Source organism: Pseudomonas sp. LM13, from assembly GCF_041381355.1.
Lineage (GTDB): Bacteria > Pseudomonadota > Gammaproteobacteria > Pseudomonadales > Pseudomonadaceae > Stutzerimonas > Stutzerimonas frequens.
The window spans coordinates 1-19,459 of sequence record NZ_JACBXH010000008.1; the positions used below are offsets into that span (position 1 = coordinate 1).

The following is a 19,459-nucleotide window of genomic DNA, read 5'->3' on the forward strand; positions in this document are numbered from 1 at the left end:
GGCGCGACAACATGAACACGGCGTTTCCTTCTGAGGTTCGCCCCTACGGCTCCCAGCCGACCGCCCCCCAGGTCGCCCTAATGGCTGACCGCTCCGTTACCTTCGATCCCCGCCAGACCTATGATGGGCAAACGATGACCCACGGCGATGCCAAAGCAGGCTCCCTGGTCTCGATGGAGGCCCCTGAGGTCGGCATTCTGGTATCGGGTCGTGTGTCGATCTTCGACCACACCGTCCAGTTCGGCTTCACTGAGCGCAGCATGGCGCAGACCGGGGAGAAACTGCTGGATGACCTTGAGCTGACCCTGGCCGGTAAGATTGCCCAGAGCCTTGAGGGTCAACCTTCGGTCACCAAGGCATATGTGGGAGCCCTCAGCGGTAGCCCTGCTGCCCAGGCTGAGGACCTGCTGGACATCCTGGCGGTCAACCTCGACACCTTCTGGGGCCGTGATGTCTCCGAGTTCGGCGTTCTGATCCCCGTTGCCCTCCGTCCGACCCTCAACCGTGCCGCTCAACGGGCTGGCCTTGAGGACATAGACGAGCTGGTGGGGACCCGTGTTCAGGTCTACAGCGGTCCAGACCGAGGCATCTTTCTGGTGCCCAAGGCGTTCGCCCTGTTGTCGTTCCGTGAAGACCAGAACGGCGATGTCTGGCGGGTGGAACTGAGCCGTAATGCTTCGACCCAGAGCTGGGACCTTGAGGTCTCCGCTGTGGTGGACGTGATGGCAACCGCTATGGTCGAAGTGAAGCTGGGTGGTTCCGAGTGGGAAACCACGCCGGTAGCCCTGCCGATCATCAAGCAATTGGTCCTCTCAGCGCAGCCGTAAGGCCCTGGGAGATGCACCTGAGGACGGGAGGTGGTTGTGATAACCATCCCCCTTCCAATCCAAAGGAATGAGCCCTGGGTAAACCTGGGGCCATCCTCTGCCGACAACTGGCTGTCACTGGGTCTCCTTGAGATTCGGTTTAAAGCTCCTCGACCTGAATGGGTCTTGGGGCTTCTTTTTGCAATACCTGACTAAATCAGTAGGAGACTCGCATGGGCAAGCTACAGGCTGCTTATTGGCTGCTGGTGGTTGCGCCTTGGGTCGTCTCGCTGGTCGCTCGGTCTGCCTTGAGAATCTGGGAGAAAAATCTGAGACCTCATCTCAATAAAGAAGACCAGCCACATTCCCCCGTGCCGCCCTCGGTCCCCTTGGATCGCTGAGGCACGTGAAGGTCCTTCGGTGTTAGAAGTTTGTTAGAACACTGTTAGACATTCGGGGCGTAAAGCCGCTACGCTTGGCGTCTCTCGCTCAATCCTTACGGTTGAATCAGAGCAGCGGTTCGAGAGCAGGCCAGACGTTATCCAGCAGTTTCGATTGGGCTTCAGCAGTCGGATGGATTTGGTCACCCTGCATCATGGAAGGCACGCCAGCCACGCCCTCCAGCAGAAACGGGACCAGTGGGACATCGTACTCAGAGGCCACTTCAGGGAACACTTTGGCGAACGCCTCGGTGTATCTCTTGCCCAAATTAGGGGGCATAAGCATCCCTAAAATGAGCACCTTGGCTCCCGCTTCCTGCGACATCTCAACCATCGCCGCAAGATTCTGTTTCAATTGCACAGGCGACTGCCCACGCAATCCGTCATTGCCGCCCAGCTCCAGAATGACCACCGCAGGGGTGTGCGCCTCGAGCAGCGGATCGAGCCTGGCAAGCCCGCCAGCCGTGGTATCGCCACTGATAGAGGCGTTCACCACACGCCAGGAATCATCGCCCTCGACGAGGCGTTCCTGCAGCAGATGCACCCAGCCCTGGCTGGTTTCCAGCCCGAAAGCGGCGCTGATACTATCGCCGACCACCAGTACGGTTCCGGCCAGGGCTCCCTGAGCCCAGCACAGCAGCGCCAGGGCCCCGCATTTCAGCCACCTTCGCATCGGATTCCCTCATGAGCGGCAATATTCTCGACGCCCGGAACCTTAACAAAGTGGTACCCAGCGCGGAAGGCGAGCTGAGCATCCTGGCCGACCTCTCTTTGCAGCTGGCCAAGGGCGACAGCCTGGCCATCGTCGGCACCTCAGGGTCGGGCAAGTCGACACTGCTCGGCCTGCTGGCCGGGCTCGATCTACCGAGTTCGGGCGAAGTTCATCTGGCCGGCCATGCGCTGGCAGCGCTCGACGAAGACCAGCGGGCGCGGGTGCGTGCCGAACACGTCGGTTTCGTCTTTCAATCGTTCCAGCTGCTCGACAGCCTCAACGCACTGGAGAACGTGATGCTGCCGCTGGAACTGGACGGGCGCCGCGATGCTCGCGAACGCGCCACCGAGCTGCTCTCTCGCGTTGGCCTGGGCGAGCGCCTGCAGCATTATCCCCGCCAGCTTTCCGGTGGCGAGCAGCAACGCGTCGCCCTGGCCCGTGCGTTCGCTGCCGAGCCCGAGGTACTGTTTGCCGACGAACCCACCGGCAACCTCGACACCCATACTGGCGCGCATATCACCGAGCTGATGTTCGAGCTTAACCGCGAGCGCGGCACGACCCTGGTGCTGGTCACCCACGACGAGCGCCTGGCCAGGCGCTGCCATCGCGTGCTTCGCCTCGAGGGTGGGCGCCAGATCGCCAGCGAGACGAGCGAATGATGGGCCTACCCAAGACGCGCCTGTTCGCTCTGGCTTACCGGCAGTTGCTGCGCGATGCTCGCGCCGGCGAGTTGCGCGTGCTGTTTTTCGCTCTGTTGATCGCCGTCGCTGCCAGTACCGCCATCGGCTATTTCGGTGCACGCCTGAACGACGCCATGCTGCTGCGGGCCAGCGAGTTTCTTGGCGCCGACCTGGTGCTGGGCGGCAGCGCACCCGCCTCGGCGCAACAGATCGAAGCCGGCAAGGCACAGGGGCTGGAACATGCCCAGGTGGTCGAATTCTCGAGTGTCATCGCCACCGACCAGGACTTGCAGCTCGCCAGTGTCAAAGCGACCAGCAGCAGCTATCCCCTGCGCGGCGCCTTGCGCAGTGCGGCGCAGCCCTACGGCGCCGAAGAAGCCGGCGGCGGTCCGGCCCCGGGTGAAGCCTGGGCCGAGGCCAGACTGTTCGCCGCCCTGGATCTGGCAATCGGTGACGACATCGAAGTCGGCAACAAGCTGCTGCGCCTGACCCGCGTGTTGACCTACGAGCCCGATCGGGTCGGTGATTTCTACAGCCTGACGCCACGCGTGCTGATGCACCTGGACGACCTTGCCGCGACCGGTGTCGTCCAGCCTGGCAGCCGAGTGCGCTACCGGGAGCTCTGGCGCGGCGAAAGCGCCGCACTGGCGGCTTACCAGCAGGCACTGCAGCCCGGTCTGCAAGCCCATCAACGCATCGAAACCGCCGGCGACAGCAACCGGCAGATAGGGGGCGCACTGGGCCGTGCGGAACGCTATCTGAACCTTGCGAGCCTGGCTGCGATCCTGTTGGCGGGCGTTGCCGTCGCGCTGTCGGCTGCCCGCTTCGCCACACGCCGCTTCGATGCCAGTGCGCTGCTCCGCTGTCTGGGCCTTTCCCGCCATGACGCGCTGCTGCTCTATACCTTGCAACTGGGCATGCTTGGCCTGCTGGCCAGCCTTGTCGGCGCCCTGCTCGGCTGGGCCGCACAGCACGGGCTGTTCTACCTCCTGCGCGATCTGCTGGCGCAGGAGATTCCCCCCGGCGGCATCTGGCCCGCCGCAGCCGGTGTGGCCACGGGTCTGGTGGCGCTGGCGGGCTTTGCCCTTCCGCCATTGGCAGGACTGGGTCGCGTACCGCCATTGCGGGTACTGCGCCGCGACCTGCTGCCGGTGCCACCCAGCGCCTGGCTGGTGTACGGCACGGCGATCCTGGCCCTCGGCCTGATCATGTGGCGGCTGAGCCTGGACCTGAAGATCACCCTGGCTCTGCTGGGCGGCGGCCTGCTTGCCACGCTGGTGCTGGGAGGCCTGTTGCTGCTCGGCCTGAAGGGTATGCGTCGCCTGCTTGCCGGCGCTTCGCTGAGCTGGCGGCTGGGTCTGGGTCAGCTGCTGCGGCATCCGCTTGCAGCGGCGGGACAGGCGCTTGCCTTCGGCCTGATCCTGTTGGCCATGGCACTGATCGCCCTGTTGCGCGGCGAGCTGCTCGACACCTGGCAGGACCAGTTGCCGGACGACGCACCCAACCATTTCGTACTCAACGTCTTGCCTGCAGAAAAGGATGCCTTCGCCGAGCGAATCGACGCACTCTCCAGCCATGCCGCGCCACTGTATCCGGTGGTGCCGGGCCGACTCGTGGCGATCAATGGCGAGCCGGTCCGCCAGCTGGTCAGCAAGGAGTCCCAGGGCGAACGCGCGATTCGTCGCGATCTCAGCCTGACCTGGTCGGCCGACCTGCCCAAGGACAATCATCTGGTGGCTGGCCAGTGGTGGCATGAGCGGGCCGAGGCGGAGCTGCCAGGCGTGTCCGTCGAGGCCGAACTGGCCGAAAGCCTGCAGCTGAAGCTGGGCGACCAGCTGAGCTTCACCATAGGCGGGCTGACGCGTGACGCTCGCGTCACCAGCCTGCGCGAGGTCAACTGGGACAGCTTCCAGCCCAACTTCTACATGATCTTCGAGCCCGACACCCTGCAAGGCATGCCGGCCACCTACATGACCAGCTTTCACCTGCCACCAGGCAACGAGCGCGAACTGGTGGAGCTGGCGCGGGCGTTCCCGTCGGTGACCCTGCTCCAAGTGGAGGCGCTGCTGGCCCAGCTGCGCAGCATCCTCGCGCAGGTCTCGCTGGCGGTGGAGTACGTACTGCTGTTCGTGCTGGCGGCGGGGCTGGCCGTGCTCTTCGCCGGTCTGCAAGCGACACTGGACGAACGCATCCGCCAGGGTGCGCTACTGCGCGCGCTAGGGGCCGAACGGCGTCTGCTGCTGAGGGCGCGCCGGGCCGAGTTCGGATTGCTCGGCGCTGCCAGCGGCCTGCTCGCCGCGCTTGGCTGCGAACTGGTGAGCGCCCTACTCTATCACTATGCGTTCGACCTGCGCTGGCAGCCGCATCCCTGGCTGTTGTTGTTGCCGCTGATCGGCGCGCTGCTGGTCGGCAGCGCCGGGCTGATCGGCACGCGTCGCGCCCTCAACGCGAGCCCGTTGAGCGTACTGCGCGAGAACTGAAGCGCTACAATCGGCGCTTTTGCAGCGAGGTCGGAATTCAATGAGCCGTTATCGCCCACCCCGCCCGGCCGGCACGCCGCTGATCACACCAGAAGGCGAGGCCCGGCTGCGCGCCGAATTGCACGAGCTGTGGCATGTCAGGCGACCACAGGTTACCCAGTCGGTCAGCGAAGCCGCCGCCCAGGGCGACCGTTCGGAAAACGCCGAGTACACCTACGGCAAGAAGATGCTGCGCGAGATCGACAGCCGTGTCCGCTTTCTGACTAAGCGTCTGGAAAAGCTGAAAGTCGTCAGCGAACGACCCAGCGACCCCAACAAGGTGTACTTCGGTGCCTGGGTGACGCTCGAGGATGAAGACGGTGAGCAGGCGCGCTACCGCATCGTCGGTCCCGATGAGCTGGACCTGCGCCAGGGCATGATCAGCATCGATTCACCCCTCGCCCGCGCACTGGTCGGCAAGGCGCTGGACGCCGAGGTGCAGGTGCAGACGCCGACCGGAACAAAGCTCTGGTACGTCGTCGCCATCGATTACCCATGACCAGACAGTCAGATACAGAATATTTAGTCACGATAATCGTCAATCATGCAGGCTTTAAACGCTCATGTTCTGCGAAAAAGCCAGATCATCACCTAATTACCCACTTCGGCGTTTCGCTTCGTAACAGGCACGCCCAACCCGCCTGATAGCGCAACGCTAGCCGCATCGCTGCGATCCGCCAGTTAGAGCGGACGCTGCCGAGTGGGCCGGCTCTGGCACGAATGCTGCGCTGGCAAGGGCGCAGTACGCGCCATGCGCGGTGAACGGCAAGGGACTGCCCCATAGCCCGATTCACATTCGAAGAGTGCGTCCATGAACAAGAACAAAACCTTGCTCGCCCTCTGTCTCGGAAGCGCCCTGGCGCTTTCCGGTCAGGCATTCGCTGCCACCGGCAGCGGCTACACCGCCACGAAGTACCCGATCGTGCTCGCCCACGGCATGCTGGGTTTCGACAGTCTGCTGGGCATCGACTATTGGTATGGCATCCCCAGTGCGCTGCGCCGAGACGGCGCGCAGGTCTACGTCACCGAAGTCAGCCAGCTCAACACATCGGAACTGCGTGGCGAGGAACTGCTGGCCCAGGTCGAGGAAATCGTTGCTATCAGCGGCAAGCCGAAGGTCAACCTGATCGGCCACAGCCACGGCGGACCGACCATCCGGTACGTGGCAGGCGTACGGCCGGACCTGATCGCCTCGGTCACCAGTGTCGGCGCACCCCACAAGGGCTCCGACGTGGCGGATCTGATCCGCAAGGTTCCAGAGGGTTCATCCGGTGAGGCTATAATCGCCGGCTTGGTGAACGCCATGGGCGCGTTCATCAACTTCGTCTCCGGCAGTTCCAGCACCGCTCCGCAGAACTCCCTGGGTTCGCTGGAATCGCTCAACAGCGAGGGCGCGGCCCGCTTCAATGCCAAGTTCCCCCAGGGCATACCCACCACCGCATGCGGCGAAGGTGCTTACAAGGTCAATGGCGTGCACTACTACTCCTGGAGCGGCACCAGTCCGCTGACCAATCCGCTGGACGTGAGCGACGCCATGATGGGCGCCGGCTCGCTGGCCTTCAGCGGACCCAATGACGGGCTGGTCGGACGCTGCAGCTCGCACCTGGGGATGGTGATCCGCGACAACTACCGCATGAACCATCTGGACGAGGTTAACCAGTTCATGGGGCTGACCAGCCTGTTCGAGACGGACCCGGTCAGCGTCTACCGCCAGCACGCCAACCGATTGAAGAACGCGGGTCTTTGAACCGTCTCATGAACCAGGCCGGGATCGTCGATCCCGGCCGCCACTGCAAGGCAACTCCATGAGCAGAACCATCCTTCTGTTGCCGCTGGCCGTCGCGCTGGGTCTGGGCATCTTCCTCACCCGGCCCGCATCCACAGAGGCGCCGATGGCCGGAGCGCCCGCCTCGTCCCCTGCAGCCAACCAGGCTCCCACACGCGCTGCCCAGCGCGCAGCGACCGGCACGGCGCCACAGGTCATGGCGAAGCTGCCCGACTCCTTCAAGGGCACCCAGGTCGACGGCCAGTTCCAACTGGACACTGCCGGCAACCTGATCATCGACCGCGAGCTTCGCCAGCTGTTCGACTACTTTCTCAGCGCCATCGGCGAGGAGCCGCTGAAGCAGAGCATTGAGCGCCTGCGTCGCCAAATCACCACGCAACTGTCGGAGCCCGCGAAGGCGCAAGCGCTCTCCGCCCTCAACCAGTATCTCAACTACAAGCGCCAACTCCTTGATTTTGAAGCCGCTCATCCCCGAGCAGCGGATCTCGCTGCGATGCGGGAGCGATTGAGCGCGGTACGGGCACTACGCGCGCGCGTGCTTGATCCGACGGTTCACCAGGCGTTCTTCGGCCTGGAGGAAGCCTATGACCAGTTCAGTCTGGAGCGGCTGGCCATCCGCTTCGATCCAGCGCTGGACAGCGATGCCAAGGGCCGTGCCATCGATCAGCTGCGTGCTGGGCTGCCCATCGAAATGCAGGATCTGCTGATCCCCCAGTTACAGACCGAGCTGCGTGATCAGACCAAAGCTCTGCTGGCGAGCGGAGCGGGCCCGCAGCAGCTGCATCAGCTGCGCCAGCAACTGGTAGGCAGCGCCGCGGCGGATCGGCTGGAAGCGTTGGACCGGCAACGACAGCAATGGCAGCAACGCGTCGCCAGCTATCAGCAGGAACTCGCCCGTATCGAAGCCGTCCGCGGGCTAGATGAGGTCGAACGCCGTGCCGCCGTCGAGCGACTGGAAGCACAGCACTTCAGTGACAGCGAGCGTCTGCGGCTGCTCGCTGCTCTGCAGCAGAATCAGACTCGCTGAGGGAGATCAGTTGGCGGCGGTCTTGCGGTCCGCCTCGAGCAGATAGCGTTCGCGCTGGTAGGCCAGGTAGTACTTGTTGACGCTGTTGACGTAGGCCACCACACCCATGCCGACCGTTTCCATGGCGATGCGCTCGACCTGGAAGAACCACTGGTCCGGATTCAGACCGCGCCGCCTGGCTTCGGCGCGCATGCTCTGCACCCGCTGCGGCCCGAGGTTGTAGGCCGCAAGGATGAACGCCATGCGCTCGCGCTCGTTCAACCGGGGGCTGGCGAAGTAGTTGCGGCGGATATTGGCCAGGTACCTGGCGCTGGCCTGCACGTTGTTATCCAGCTGCTGGATGTTGCTCACGCCCATCGCTCGGGCGGTCGCCGGCGTGACCTGCATCAGCCCTGTCGCGCCGCCGGCGCCCTTCGCAGCCGGATTTAGCGTGGACTCCTTGAACGCCAGCGCTGCCAGGTTCAGCCAGTCCAGCTCGATCTGCTCGGCGTAGCGCTGCAGCGTCGGACGGACCTTTTCCAGCCGCTGACGGCCGACTCGATCCAGTGGGTACTGCACCTTGTACAGCCGCCGATAGACGCGCTCGAAGGCGGCATCCTGGTTGTCCGGCAGGTCGAAATCCTTGAGAAAGCGATCAGCACTGGCGCGCAGCATGCTGGCGTCCTTGCGCACGAACCAGTGCATGCTGGTCTTCTCACCGAGGCTCAGGTGCTGCTCGATGCGCAGCTTCGGCATCACCTTGGCCCAGCGTTGCGCGATGGTCTGTTCGACGACAGTGGCCGGATAGACCCCGGCATGCACCATCTCCAGCACATCCTCCACCGCCAGGGTCGGGTCGACCCATTCGGCGACGATGGGCGCCAGCTTGCGCTCCATCAGCTGCTTGTTCAGCCGCGCCAACGCCGGCCCGGCCGCACTGCCTGGGGAAAGCGCCAGGCTGCGACCGGAGAGCTGCTCGAGGCGCTGGTAGCGCGGCCCGCCCTGACGTCCGACCACTACCAGCGCCACATCGCGGACCACCGGCCGGCTGCGACTGATGCCTTTCATGCCGGCCAGCGGCAGTAGTTCCCCGGGCGCCACCAAATCCCCTTCGCCGCGCTGCAGCGCGCCGAGCAGCTGGTCCTTGGCCTTGGGAACGATCTTGAGGGTAATGGCCCTCCCGGGCGCGGCGTTGCGGTTCAGATACTGCTCGAAGGCACGCAAGCGGGCATATTCCACGCCGATCGCTTCGCCCTTGACCTCACCGGAGCTGTTGCGGCTCTGGTTCACCAGCACGCGTAACACACCGCTGCGGCGAATTTCGGCCAGATCACGTACCTTGTCGCTCGACTGCCAGGCCTCCGGTCCGGCCACGCGGGCGCTTGCCGTGAGCGGCAGCGAAACCAGCAACAGGCAGAGCAAAAGTGGCAGCAATCGTGACATCGAAGATGCACCGGTTTGGGACACGAAGAACGCTGTTGCGGTGCTCCCTGCCCGCAAAAAGGTGGCAAAGATTCGCACAGCGCGAGCGATTGCGCCAGTTTCGCCTAAAAACTTGGTTTAGATTTATTTTCTATCCTATTGATTTACTTCATTTTTAGTATTTAGAGGTTCTCATGCAGCTTGTCGATATCGGTGTCAATCTGACTCACCGCTCTCTCGCCTCCGCCCCCTCCGCGGTAGTGGAACGCGCCAGAGCGGCAGGCGTGACGCAGATGGTGCTCACCGGAACCAGTCTCGCGGAAAGCGAAGCCGCCCTCGCCCTGTGCCGCCAACTCGACGAATCCCGCCGGCATCTGTTCTGCACCGCCGGCGTTCATCCGCATGACGCCAGCCAGTGGAGCGTCGACAGCGCCAGCCAACTGCGCGCCCTGCTGGCCGAGCCCGAGGTGCGTGCCGTCGGCGAGTGCGGGCTGGACTTCAACCGCGACTTCTCGCCCCGACCACTACAGGAACGCGCACTGGAAGAGCAGCTGCAGCTGGCGGCAGAGAGCGCCATGCCGGTGTTTCTTCACGAACGGGACGCCAGCGAACGCCTGGTGGCGATCCTGAAACCGTTCCGTGATCGGCTCAGCGCGGCGGTCGTGCATTGCTTCACCGGCGAGAAGCGCGCGCTGTACGGATATCTGGACCTCGATCTGCACATCGGTATCACCGGCTGGATCTGCGATGAGCGGCGAGGAACCCATCTGCATCCATTGGTGCGGGACATCCGCGCGGACCGACTGATGCTGGAAAGCGACGCCCCTTACCTGCTGCCTCGCAGCCTGCGGCCGAAGCCGAAAAGCGGGCATAACGAGCCGGCCTACCTGCCAGAAGTGCTGCGTGAGGTGGCCTTGCATCGTGGCGAAAGCGAAGCCCAGTTGGCAGATCAAACCACGCTAACAGCGCGCCGATTCTTCGGCCTGCCTGACCTCGATTGATTCATAAAAATCCACTCAAGCTCTGCGCCGGGCAGCCGTTAATTATTCCGTCGCGCCGAAAGCGCTAACGCGCGCTCCGGCAACCCTCAATAGAAGAAGAGCAGCCATGGCCGTTTGGATTCGCGATCTGTCGCTCAAGTACAAGTTCTGGGCGCTCAACATGGTGACTTTCGTAATCGCCTTGTTGCTGGTGCTTTATGCCGTGCAGCTGGAGCAAAGCGCTCGCAGCGCCGACGCCCGTAGTGCCGCTCAGGCGCGCGCAGCCCTTCTGGCTACCTGGCCCGATGACGCGACCTTGCCGCAGGCGGCGGACCTGACTGTCTATCCCGCCGGGCAACGGGCCATGGTCGATCGCCAGCCGCTGGCCGATTCTGGCTGGACGGCGCTGCCCCATGATCGCCTGTTCGCCTCCAACCCGCTGATCGGTGTGGAAATGCTCACCCGCCCCGATGGCCGGAAGCTCGCGGTAATGGCACGCGCGCCCAGCGTGATCCAGGTGCTGGGGCAACATTTCTTCAGCTATGCCGCCGCTGTCGCCGTGCTGATGCTCGGTCTGCTCGCCGCCTCGCAGCTGCTGATCCGTTTCCTGCTCAGCCACCTCAACACACTGAAGGACGTCATGCTGCACGTCGAGCGCAGCGGCGACCTGCAGGCTCGCGTGCCGCTGGACAGCCGTGACGAGGTCGGCCAGATGGCCGGCGCGTTCAACGCCATGCAGGGCGGCTATCAGCGCGTCGTCAGCACGGTTGCCCAGGCCGCCGCGCGTCTCGACGAGGGCGCCAGCCGCCTTGCACTTAGCATGAATGACGTGCACAACGGCATGCGCGGCCAGCAGGGCGAGACCGACCAGGCCGCCACCGCGATCAACGAAATGAGCGCCACGGTGCATCAGATCGCCGAGCATGCGCGCGAAACCCGTGATCAGTCGCAGAATGCCGACCGTCTCGCCGGCGACGGCCATCGCGTGGTCGGGCGGGTGGAGAAATCCATTTCCAGCCTGTCCCAGGGCGTACAGCAGACCGGGGAGATGATCGAGCAGCTCGCCGCCGATAGCCAGAAGATCAACGGTGTGGTCAGCGTGATTCACAGCATCGCCGAGCAGACCAACCTGCTGGCGCTCAACGCGGCGATCGAAGCCGCCCGCGCCGGGGAGCAGGGTCGCGGTTTCGCGGTGGTGGCCGACGAGGTACGCAACCTGGCCAAACGCGTTCAAGACTCCACCGACGAGATCACTCAGATGATCACCGGACTGCAATCGATGACCCGCGACGCCGTGGAGTTCATGCAGGAGAGCTCGCTCAAGGCCGACGATTGCGTGCGTGAGGCCCACGAGGCCGCCCAAGCCCTGGAAGCCATCGCCGAAGCCGTGGCGCAGATGCGCGAAAGCAACACGCAGATCGCCGTGGCCGCCGAGCAGCAGAGCCAGGTCGCCGAGGAACTCAACCGCTCGGTTACCGGCATTCGCGACGTCACCGAGCGCACCGTGGAGCAGACCGTCAGCTCCGCCAGCACCAGCGCCGAACTCGCCGCCCTCTCCACCGACCTCAGTCGCGCCATCGGCCAGCTCAGACTCTGAGGTACGCCCCGCGCCGCGTGCACCACAACGCGGCGCGGCCTGCCCGATAAACAGGCAGCGCCCCGGCTCATGCCCCATGAAGGGGCGTCTCGCCAGCCTTGGTTCAGCGCAACAAGCCGCTGACGCCTGCCAATCCTGCATTGGCACCGCTCTTGCTTTGTCGATCCTGCAGGCGAAGCTGCTGCGACAATTCGAAATAGCCGACTAGGGTTCCGACTCGCTCGCGAGTGGCTGGTCCGAGAGTTGGCGACCTCCAGTGAGGTTACACGGCGGGATAAAAGCCCGGGAGAACAGCGTGATCCGCACGCAGCTCCTGCGCCATCCCCAAACACTGGAGGGTTTGCCATGTGCCCGCTCGTATCGGCTCTGCCGTTCACCGCCCTGCCCGTTCTAGCAGCTGTCGCAAACCGGGGCACCTGCCCATGCGCCTGATCAATCGAACGCCGAGCCGCAGCGGCTGGCTTGCTCTGGCCATACTGCCCTTCGCCCTGTTGCTGGCGCTGTACCTGACCAGCTCTACCCAGCGCCTGGAAATCAATCCCAACGACAAGCTGCTGCCCAGCTTCGGCCAGATGAGCGCGGCTGTCGAACGCCTCGCCTTCACCCCGGACAAGCGCTCGGGCGACTACCTGTTCTGGCAGGACACCGCCTCGAGTCTCAAGCGCCTCGCTAGCGGGCTGGCCATCGCCGCCGTGGCCGGCCTCTGCCTGGGCGTCGCCGCCGGCACCCTGCCGCTGTTCGGTGCGCCGCTGTCGCCCCTGCTGACCGTGCTGTCGATGGTGCCACCGCTGGCGATCCTGCCGATCCTGTTCATCGTGTTCGGGCTGGGCGAGCTGTCCAAGGTGATGCTGATCGTCATCGGCATCACCCCGATCCTCGCCCGCGACCTCGAGCAGCGTGCTCGCGAGATACCCCGCGAACTGCTGATCAAGGCGCAGACCCTCGGCGCCAACACCTGGACGCTGATCCTGCGACTGGTGTTGCCGCAGCTTCTGCCACGCCTGCTCATCAGCCTGCGCCTGGTGCTCGGCTCGGCCTGGCTGTTCCTCATCGCCGCCGAAGCCATCGCCTCCACGGATGGGCTCGGCTACCGCATCTTCCTCGTACGCCGCTACATGGCCATGGACGTGATCCTGCCCTACGTCGCCTGGATCACCCTGCTGGCGTGGGCCATGGATTTCTCGCTGCGGCGCCTGACCCAGCTGCTGTTCCCCTGGTATGAAGGAGCCAAGGCATGAGCGACAGAAAGAGCGCAGCCGTTGCGGGCGGATCCGTCGCCCACCTGGAGCACGACGCACCTATAAGCCGCAGCGCAGGCGATGCCAGACCGTTCATCCAGGTCAGGAATGTCTGGCAGCAGTATGGCGACCAGGTGGTGCTGGAGCGCCTGAACCTGAAGATTGCCGAAGGTGAGTTCTGCACCCTGGTCGGTGCCTCCGGTTGCGGCAAGTCGACCTTCCTGCGGCTGCTGCTCGGCCAGGAAGCGCCCAGCCGTGGCGAGATCCTGCTGGATGGCCAGCCATTGGCAGACGAACCGGACGCCAGTCGCGGCGTGGTTTTTCAGCGCTACTCGGTATTTCCGCACCTGACGGTGCTGGACAACGTCGCCCTCGGCCTGGAACTGCCGCGCGCCCCACTGCTGGGTCGTCTGCTCGGACGCCGCAAGCGCGATGCCCGTGAGCAGGCCGCGCAGATGCTGCACAAGGTCGGCCTCGGCCATGCGCTGGACAAGTACCCGGCACAGCTCTCCGGCGGCATGCAGCAGCGCCTTGCCATCGCTCAGGCACTGGTGATGAAGCCCCGCGTACTGTTGCTGGACGAGCCCTTCGGCGCCCTCGACCCCGGCATTCGCAAGGACATGCATGAGCTGCTGCTGGAGCTGTGGCGGGAAACCCGGCTGACGGTGTTCATGGTCACCCATGACCTCTCGGAAGGCTTCACCCTCGGCAGCCGCATTCTGGTCTTCGACAAACCGCGCATCGATCCCCACGCCCCGGGTGCCTATGGCGCACGGGTGACCTACGACATTCCGCTGCACGAGGGCCGCCATGCTCCCGGCGCGTCCGCAGGCCTGCCGACCGCCCTCGCCGACTCTTTTCGCACTGCCTATCAAGGAGCCTGACATGAGTGCTTCACTCGCGATCCGCCCCACGCTGTACGAGGAAACCGTTCCCGGCGGCGGCCACACCTCCTTCATCCTCAAGCGCGGTCAACTGCTGCGTCTGACCGATCTCGAAGGCGGCGCCAACGTCAGCCTGATGCTGCTCAACGCCCAGGAGAAGAGCGAGCGGCTGAACCTGCCGGATACCCTCAAGGGCCAGCACACCGCCAAGCTCACCGCGGGGCATTGCCTGTACTCGGACATGGGGCGCGTACTCGCCGCCATCACGGCCGACACCTGCGGCTGGCACGACAGCTTCGGCGGTGTGCTGAACGCCGATGAAGTCGCCGAGAAGTACGGCCAGGGCCGCTATCAGGAACTGCGCAACGGCTTCTTCCGCAATGGCACCGACAACCTGCTGGTGGAAATGGGCAAGTGGAACCTGAACCTGCAGGACCTGCTCATGGTGCTCAATCTGTTCAGTCGCGTGGACGTCACCGCCGACGGTGCCTTCGCCTTCCACCAGGGCCACTCCAAAGCCGGCGATTACATAGAACTGTACGCACCGATGGACACCCTGGTGATCCTCACCGCCCTGCAGCATCCGCTGGACCCCAATCCGCTGTACGCACCCAAACCGGTGCAGCTGAGCTGGCACAAGGTCGAGAGCGATGGCATCAGCGTGCTCTGCCGCACCTCGCGCCTGGAAAACGGCCGTGCCTTTCACAACACCGAACGTCTGTACATCTGAGGAGGTGGCCGCGATGAGCCTTACCGAAAGCAGCCTGCACCCCGAAACCGCCGCGTTCCGCCATGTGATCCCGGCCGGCGAACCGTACCTGTTCGAAGTCAAGGCCGGACAGACCCTGCGCCTGCTCGATCTCGAAGGCAACCAGGCGGTGGACACGCTGTTCTTCAGCGCGAAAAACCCGCGCGAGCGCTACGACCCGCAGCGCACCCTGCGCCGGCAGAACCGCGTCTACCTCACCACCGGCACGGTGCTCTATTCGAACCTCGGCAACCCGCTTCTGACCATCACCGCCGACACCTGCGGCCGCCATGACACTCTCGGCGGGGCCTGCGCCCAGGAGAGCAACGTGGTGCGCTACGCGCTGGACAAGGGCTACATGCACAGCTGCCGTGACAACTTCCTGCGCGCGAGCCTCAACGACGGTCGCCTGACCAAGCGCGACATTGGCGCCAACATCAACTTCTTCATGAACGTGCCGGTGACCCCCGAAGGCGGCCTGACGTTCGCCGACGGCATCTCCGCGCCAGGCAAGTATGTGGAGCTGAAGGCCGAGCAGGACGTGATCGTGCTGATCTCCAACTGCCCGCAGCTGAACAACCCCTGCAACGGCTGGAACCCGACGCCCGCCGAGGTGCTGGTGTGGAACTGATGCCGCTGTTACGTCGCTACCTGCTGCCGCTGCTGCAGGCGCGCGCCGGGCAGCGACCCCAGCGACCGGCAACGAAGAAACCCTCCCCAACCACGGACGGCCGTGGCACTGATGAATAAAGGCGGGACGGCCCGCCAGCCCTTCGAGGGTTACTGACCATGTTCGACAAACTGCTGATCGCCAACCGCGGCGCCATCACCTGCCGCATTCTGCGTACGCTGCGCGCCCTGGATGTGAAAGGCGTGGCCGTCTACTCCGAGGCCGACGCCGCCAGCCTGCATATCCAGCAGGCCGACGAGGCCCACAGCCTGGGCGAAGGCCCGGCCACACAGACCTATCTGGACGCGCAGAAGATTCTCCGCATCGCCCGTGAAACCGGCGCGAAAGCCATCCACCCCGGCTACGGGTTTCTCTCCGAGAACGCGGCGTTTGCCGAAGCCTGCGAGGCCGCCGGGATCGCCTTCGTCGGCCCGACGCCGGAACAGCTGCGGGTGTTTGGCCTCAAGCACACCGCCCGCGCCTTGGCCAAACAACGCGGCGTACCGATGCTGGAGGGCACCGAGCTGCTCGACAGCCTCGCCGATGCCCTCGGCGCAGCCGAGCAGGTCGGCTACCCGGTGATGCTGAAAAGCACCGCCGGCGGTGGCGGTATCGGCATGCGCGTGTGCCGCTCGGCGGCGGAGCTCACTGATGCCTTCGACGCGGTCAAGCGTCTGGGGCAGAACAACTTCAGCGATTCGGGCGTGTTCATCGAGAAGTACATCGAGCGTGCCCGCCATCTGGAAGTGCAGGTGTTCGGCGACGGCGCCGGCGAAGTCATCGCCTTGGGCGTGCGCGACTGCTCGGTGCAGCGGCGCAACCAGAAGGTGCTGGAGGAAACCCCGGCGCCGAACCTGCCGACCGGCATGGCCGAGGCCCTGTGCGAGGCGGCAATCACCCTGGCCAAGGCGGTCAGCTATCGCAGCGCCGGCACCGTGGAGTTCGTCTACGACGCCGAAGCCCAGCGCTTCTACTTCCTCGAGGTGAACACCCGTCTGCAGGTGGAGCATGGCGTTACCGAGCAGGTCTGGGGCGTCGATCTGGTGCGCTGGATGATCGAGCTGGCCGCCGGCGACCTGCCGCCTTTGGCCGAGCTGGTGAAGGGTCTCAAGCCCAGCGGCCATTCGATCCAGGCGCGCGTCTACGCCGAAGATCCGGGCCGGGATTTCCAGCCGAGCCCCGGTCTGCTCACCGCCGTGGCCTTCCCCGAAGCCGACGGCCAGGGCCTGCGCATCGACAGCTGGGTGGAGGCCGGCTGCGAGATCCCGCCCTACTTCGACCCGATGATCGCCAAAGTAATCACCTGGTCCCCGAGCCGCGAAGAGGCCCGCGTCGCGCTGGACGCCGCCCTCGGCGACACCCTGCTCTATGGTGTGGAAACCAACCGCGATTATCTGCGCCAGATCCTTGCCTTCACCCCGTTCGCCAGCGGCAACCCCTGGACCCGCTGTCTGGAGGGCCTCAGCTACAAGGCCGATACCTTCGAGGTCATCAGCGCCGGCACCCAGACCACCGTGCAGGACTTCCCCGGTCGCCTCGGCTACTGGGCAGTGGGCGTGCCGCCGTCCGGGCCGATGGACAGTCGCGCGCTGCGCCTGGGCAATGCCCTGTTGGGCAACCCCGAGGACGCCGCCGGGCTGGAAATCACCATGAGCGGGCCGATCCTGCGCTTCAACACCGATGCGGTGGTGGCGCTGACCGGTGCCGAGATCCCGGTGAAGCTCGACGATGCGCCGCAACCGATGAACACCGCGCTGTTCGTCCCGGCCGGCAGCACCCTGACCATCGGCACGATTGCCGGCGCCGGTGCCCGCTCCTACCTGGCCGTACGCGGCGGCGTGCAGGTGCCGGAGTATCTGGGCAGTAAGAGCACCTTTACCCTCGGCCAGTTCGGCGGTCACGGTGGCCGCGCCCTGCGCGCCGGCGACGTGCTGCACCTGGCACCGCTGAGCGACTCGTCTGCCGGCGCCACGCTCGCCGCCGAGCTGTGCCGCGCCTTGCCGGCGGTGCGCGAGCTGCGGGTGATCTACGGCCCGCACGGCGCGCCGGAATACTTCACCGAGAGCTACATCGCACACTTCTTCGCCACCGACTGGGAAGTGCACTTCAACTCCAGCCGCACCGGGGTGCGCCTGATCGGCCCGAAACCCGAGTGGGTGCGCGAGAGCGGCGGCGAGGCCGGCCTGCATCCATCCAATATCCACGACAACCCCTACGCCATCGGCGCGGTGGACTTCACCGGCGACATGCCGGTGATCCTCGGCCCGGACGGCCCGAGCCTGGGCGGCTTCGTCTGCCCGGTGACCATCATCGAGGCGGATCTGTGGCAGCTCGGCCAGCTCAAGGCCGGCGACAAGCTGCGCTTCGTGCCGGTGGACGTGCTGACCGCACGCCAGCTGGCCAAGGCCGCCGATGCCGAGTGCGCCAGCCTCGCGCCGGCGGCCGTGGTCGCCACGCCGGTGGCGCTGCAGTCGCCCATCGTGCTCGATATCGGTGAAGCGGACAGCCGCCTGGTCGCCCGCCTCTCCGGCGACACCCACCTGTTGCTGGAAATCGGCGCGCCGGAGCTGGACCTGGTGCTGCGCTTCCGCGGCCATGCGCTGATGCAGGCTATGGAAAGAGCGTTCGGACTGGGTCAGGGCGTAGCGAGCGCAGGCGAGGCAAGGAAAGACTCGGCGAGGAAGCGGAGTTTGCATGTGGCAAATGAGCATTCCGAGTCGAGTTTTGACGCAGCATCGGCAAGCGCAGTAGCCATGGCGCCGTTCGAGTCAGGTGTGATCGACCTGACCCCCGGCATCCGCTCCCTGCAGGTGCACTACCAGCCCGAGACCCTGGCGCTGGAGGATCTCTTGGAGATGGTCGCCGGCCTGTGGGATGCCGTGTGCGCCGCGCAGGACCTGAAGGTGCCCTCGCGCATCGTCCACCTGCCGCTGTCCTGGGACGACCCGGCCTGCCAGTTGGCCATCGAGAAGTACATGACCACGGTGCGCAAGGACGCTCCCTGGTGCCCGAGCAACCTGGAGTTCATCCGTCGCATCAACGACCTGCCGAACCTCGACGAGGTGTACCGCACGGTGTTCGAGGCCAGCTATCTGGTGATGGGCCTGGGTGACGTATACCTCGGTGCGCCGGTGGCCACTCCGCTGGACCCACGGCATCGGCTGGTCACCACCAAGTACAACCCGGCGCGCACCTGGACCGCGGAAAACTCGGTGGGCATTGGCGGCGCCTACATGTGCGTCTACGGCATGGAAGGCCCGGGTGGTTACCAGTTCGTGGGTCGCACCCTGCAGATGTGGAACCGCTACCGCGCCGTCGAGGCGTTCGGCGGCCAGCCCTGGCTGCTGCGTTTTTTCGACCAGATCCGTTTCTACCCGGTCAGCGCCGAGGAGCTGCTGAAGATTCGCCGCGATTTTCCGCTGGGCCGCTACCCGCTGAAGATCGAGGAGACCGAGCTGTGCCTGTCGGACTACCAGGACTTTCTCGCCGCCGAGGCCGAAGGCATCGAGGCCTTCCGCAGCCAGCAGCGCGCGGCCTTCGACGCCGAGCGCCAGCGCTGGATCGAATCGGGGCTGGCACATTTCGAGAGCGAGGAAGTAGCGGCCGATCTCGGTGAAGACACCCCGCTTGGCGCCGGTGAGCACGGCATCGAAAGCCATATCGCCGGCAACCTCTGGCAGGTGTCGGTGGCCGAGGGCACGCGGGTCGAGGCCGGCGACGTGCTGGTGATCCTCGAGAGCATGAAGATGGAAATCCCGCTCACCGCGCCGGTCGCCGGCGTGGTCAAGGAAGTCCGCGCCCAGCCCGGCTCGCCGGTGCGCGCCGGCCAGCGGGTGGTGGTGATCGAGGAGGCCTGAGGCCGAGCAACCGTAGGGTGGACAGCGCCTTGCCTGTCCACCCACCGGCCCAGCGGGCCGGCAACGAACATCGCGGTGGAAAAGGCTTCGCCGTTTTCCACCCTACGAGGGACA

15 protein-coding genes and 1 riboswitch are annotated in these 19,459 nt (G+C 65.2%); of the genes, 13 read left to right on the forward strand and 2 right to left on the reverse strand.

Going from position 1 to position 19,459, the window contains the following annotated elements:
* Window positions 1-827, forward strand: an 827-nt coding sequence (locus HZR81_RS08065) for a hypothetical protein (protein ID WP_500127778.1), incomplete at its 5' end; no start/stop codon positions are given.
* Window positions 828-1,313: 486 nt separating this feature from the next.
* On the opposite strand, the gene HZR81_RS08070 is transcribed toward HZR81_RS08065, so the two are convergent.
* Window positions 1,314-1,919: an arylesterase gene (locus tag HZR81_RS08070; RefSeq protein WP_500127779.1), complete on the reverse strand. Its 606-nt coding sequence runs from the start codon at window positions 1,917-1,919 to the stop codon at window positions 1,314-1,316.
* An 11-nt stretch (window positions 1,920-1,930) separates the two neighbouring features.
* Here HZR81_RS08070 and HZR81_RS08075 point away from each other — a divergent pair, with 11 nt between their 5' ends.
* The 5 genes from HZR81_RS08075 (at window position 1,931) to HZR81_RS08095 (ending at window position 7,970) form a co-directional block, all read left to right on the forward strand.
* Entirely contained in the window at window positions 1,931-2,617 is a 687-nt protein-coding gene (locus HZR81_RS08075; protein WP_500127780.1) for an ABC transporter ATP-binding protein, read from the forward strand.
* Entirely contained in the window at window positions 2,617-5,118 is a 2,502-nt protein-coding gene (locus HZR81_RS08080) for an ABC transporter permease (protein WP_500127846.1), read from the forward strand. The genes HZR81_RS08075 and HZR81_RS08080 overlap by 1 nt, the downstream gene beginning before the upstream one ends.
* Before the next feature lie 40 nt (window positions 5,119-5,158).
* Window positions 5,159-5,656, forward strand: coding sequence for a transcription elongation factor GreB (greB, locus tag HZR81_RS08085; RefSeq protein WP_013982722.1), 498 nt, complete (start codon window positions 5,159-5,161; stop codon window positions 5,654-5,656).
* Window positions 5,657-5,968: 312 nt separating this feature from the next.
* Entirely contained in the window at window positions 5,969-6,904 is a 936-nt protein-coding gene (locus HZR81_RS08090; RefSeq protein ID WP_011913157.1) for a triacylglycerol lipase, read from the forward strand.
* A 58-nt stretch (window positions 6,905-6,962) separates the two neighbouring features.
* A complete protein-coding gene (locus HZR81_RS08095) occupies window positions 6,963-7,970 on the forward strand; it encodes a lipase secretion chaperone (protein WP_500127781.1) in 1,008 nt (335 codons plus the stop codon).
* 6 nt (window positions 7,971-7,976) lie between these two features.
* Here HZR81_RS08095 and HZR81_RS08100 read toward each other — a convergent pair whose 3' ends face one another.
* On the reverse strand, window positions 7,977-9,392 hold the full coding sequence (locus HZR81_RS08100) for an MltF family protein (RefSeq protein WP_500127782.1): 1,416 nt from the start codon (window positions 9,390-9,392) through the stop codon (window positions 7,977-7,979).
* A 173-nt stretch (window positions 9,393-9,565) separates the two neighbouring features.
* On the opposite strand from HZR81_RS08100, the gene HZR81_RS08105 reads away from it, so the two are divergent.
* The 7 genes from HZR81_RS08105 (at window position 9,566) to HZR81_RS08135 (ending at window position 19,345) form a co-directional block, all read left to right on the forward strand.
* On the forward strand, window positions 9,566-10,372 hold the full coding sequence (locus tag HZR81_RS08105; RefSeq protein WP_500127783.1) for a TatD family hydrolase: 807 nt from the start codon (window positions 9,566-9,568) through the stop codon (window positions 10,370-10,372).
* A 106-nt stretch (window positions 10,373-10,478) separates the two neighbouring features.
* On the forward strand, window positions 10,479-11,948 hold the full coding sequence (locus HZR81_RS08110) for a methyl-accepting chemotaxis protein (protein ID WP_156245902.1): 1,470 nt from the start codon (window positions 10,479-10,481) through the stop codon (window positions 11,946-11,948).
* Between the two features lie 193 nt (window positions 11,949-12,141).
* A riboswitch (guanidine-I (ykkC/yxkD leader) is annotated at window positions 12,142-12,239 on the forward strand.
* 131 nt (window positions 12,240-12,370) lie between these two features.
* Complete coding sequence (locus tag HZR81_RS08115; RefSeq protein ID WP_031693785.1) at window positions 12,371-13,186, forward strand: ABC transporter permease; 816 nt, start codon at window positions 12,371-12,373, stop codon at window positions 13,184-13,186.
* Window positions 13,183-14,070, forward strand: a complete 888-nt coding sequence (locus HZR81_RS08120) for an ABC transporter ATP-binding protein (RefSeq protein WP_078451645.1) — start codon at window positions 13,183-13,185, stop codon at window positions 14,068-14,070. The genes HZR81_RS08115 and HZR81_RS08120 overlap by 4 nt, the downstream gene beginning before the upstream one ends.
* A 1-nt stretch (window position 14,071) precedes the next feature.
* A complete protein-coding gene (locus HZR81_RS08125; protein ID WP_270053753.1) occupies window positions 14,072-14,800 on the forward strand; it encodes an urea amidolyase associated protein UAAP1 in 729 nt (242 codons plus the stop codon).
* 13 nt (window positions 14,801-14,813) lie between these two features.
* Window positions 14,814-15,449 (forward strand): urea amidolyase associated protein UAAP2, encoded by a 636-nt coding sequence (locus HZR81_RS08130; RefSeq protein WP_500127784.1) that lies wholly within the window; start codon window positions 14,814-14,816, stop codon window positions 15,447-15,449.
* A gap of 158 nt (window positions 15,450-15,607) precedes the next feature.
* Window positions 15,608-19,345 (forward strand): 5-oxoprolinase/urea amidolyase family protein, encoded by a 3,738-nt coding sequence (locus HZR81_RS08135; protein WP_500127785.1) that lies wholly within the window; start codon window positions 15,608-15,610, stop codon window positions 19,343-19,345.
* Window positions 19,346-19,459 lie beyond the last annotated feature (114 nt).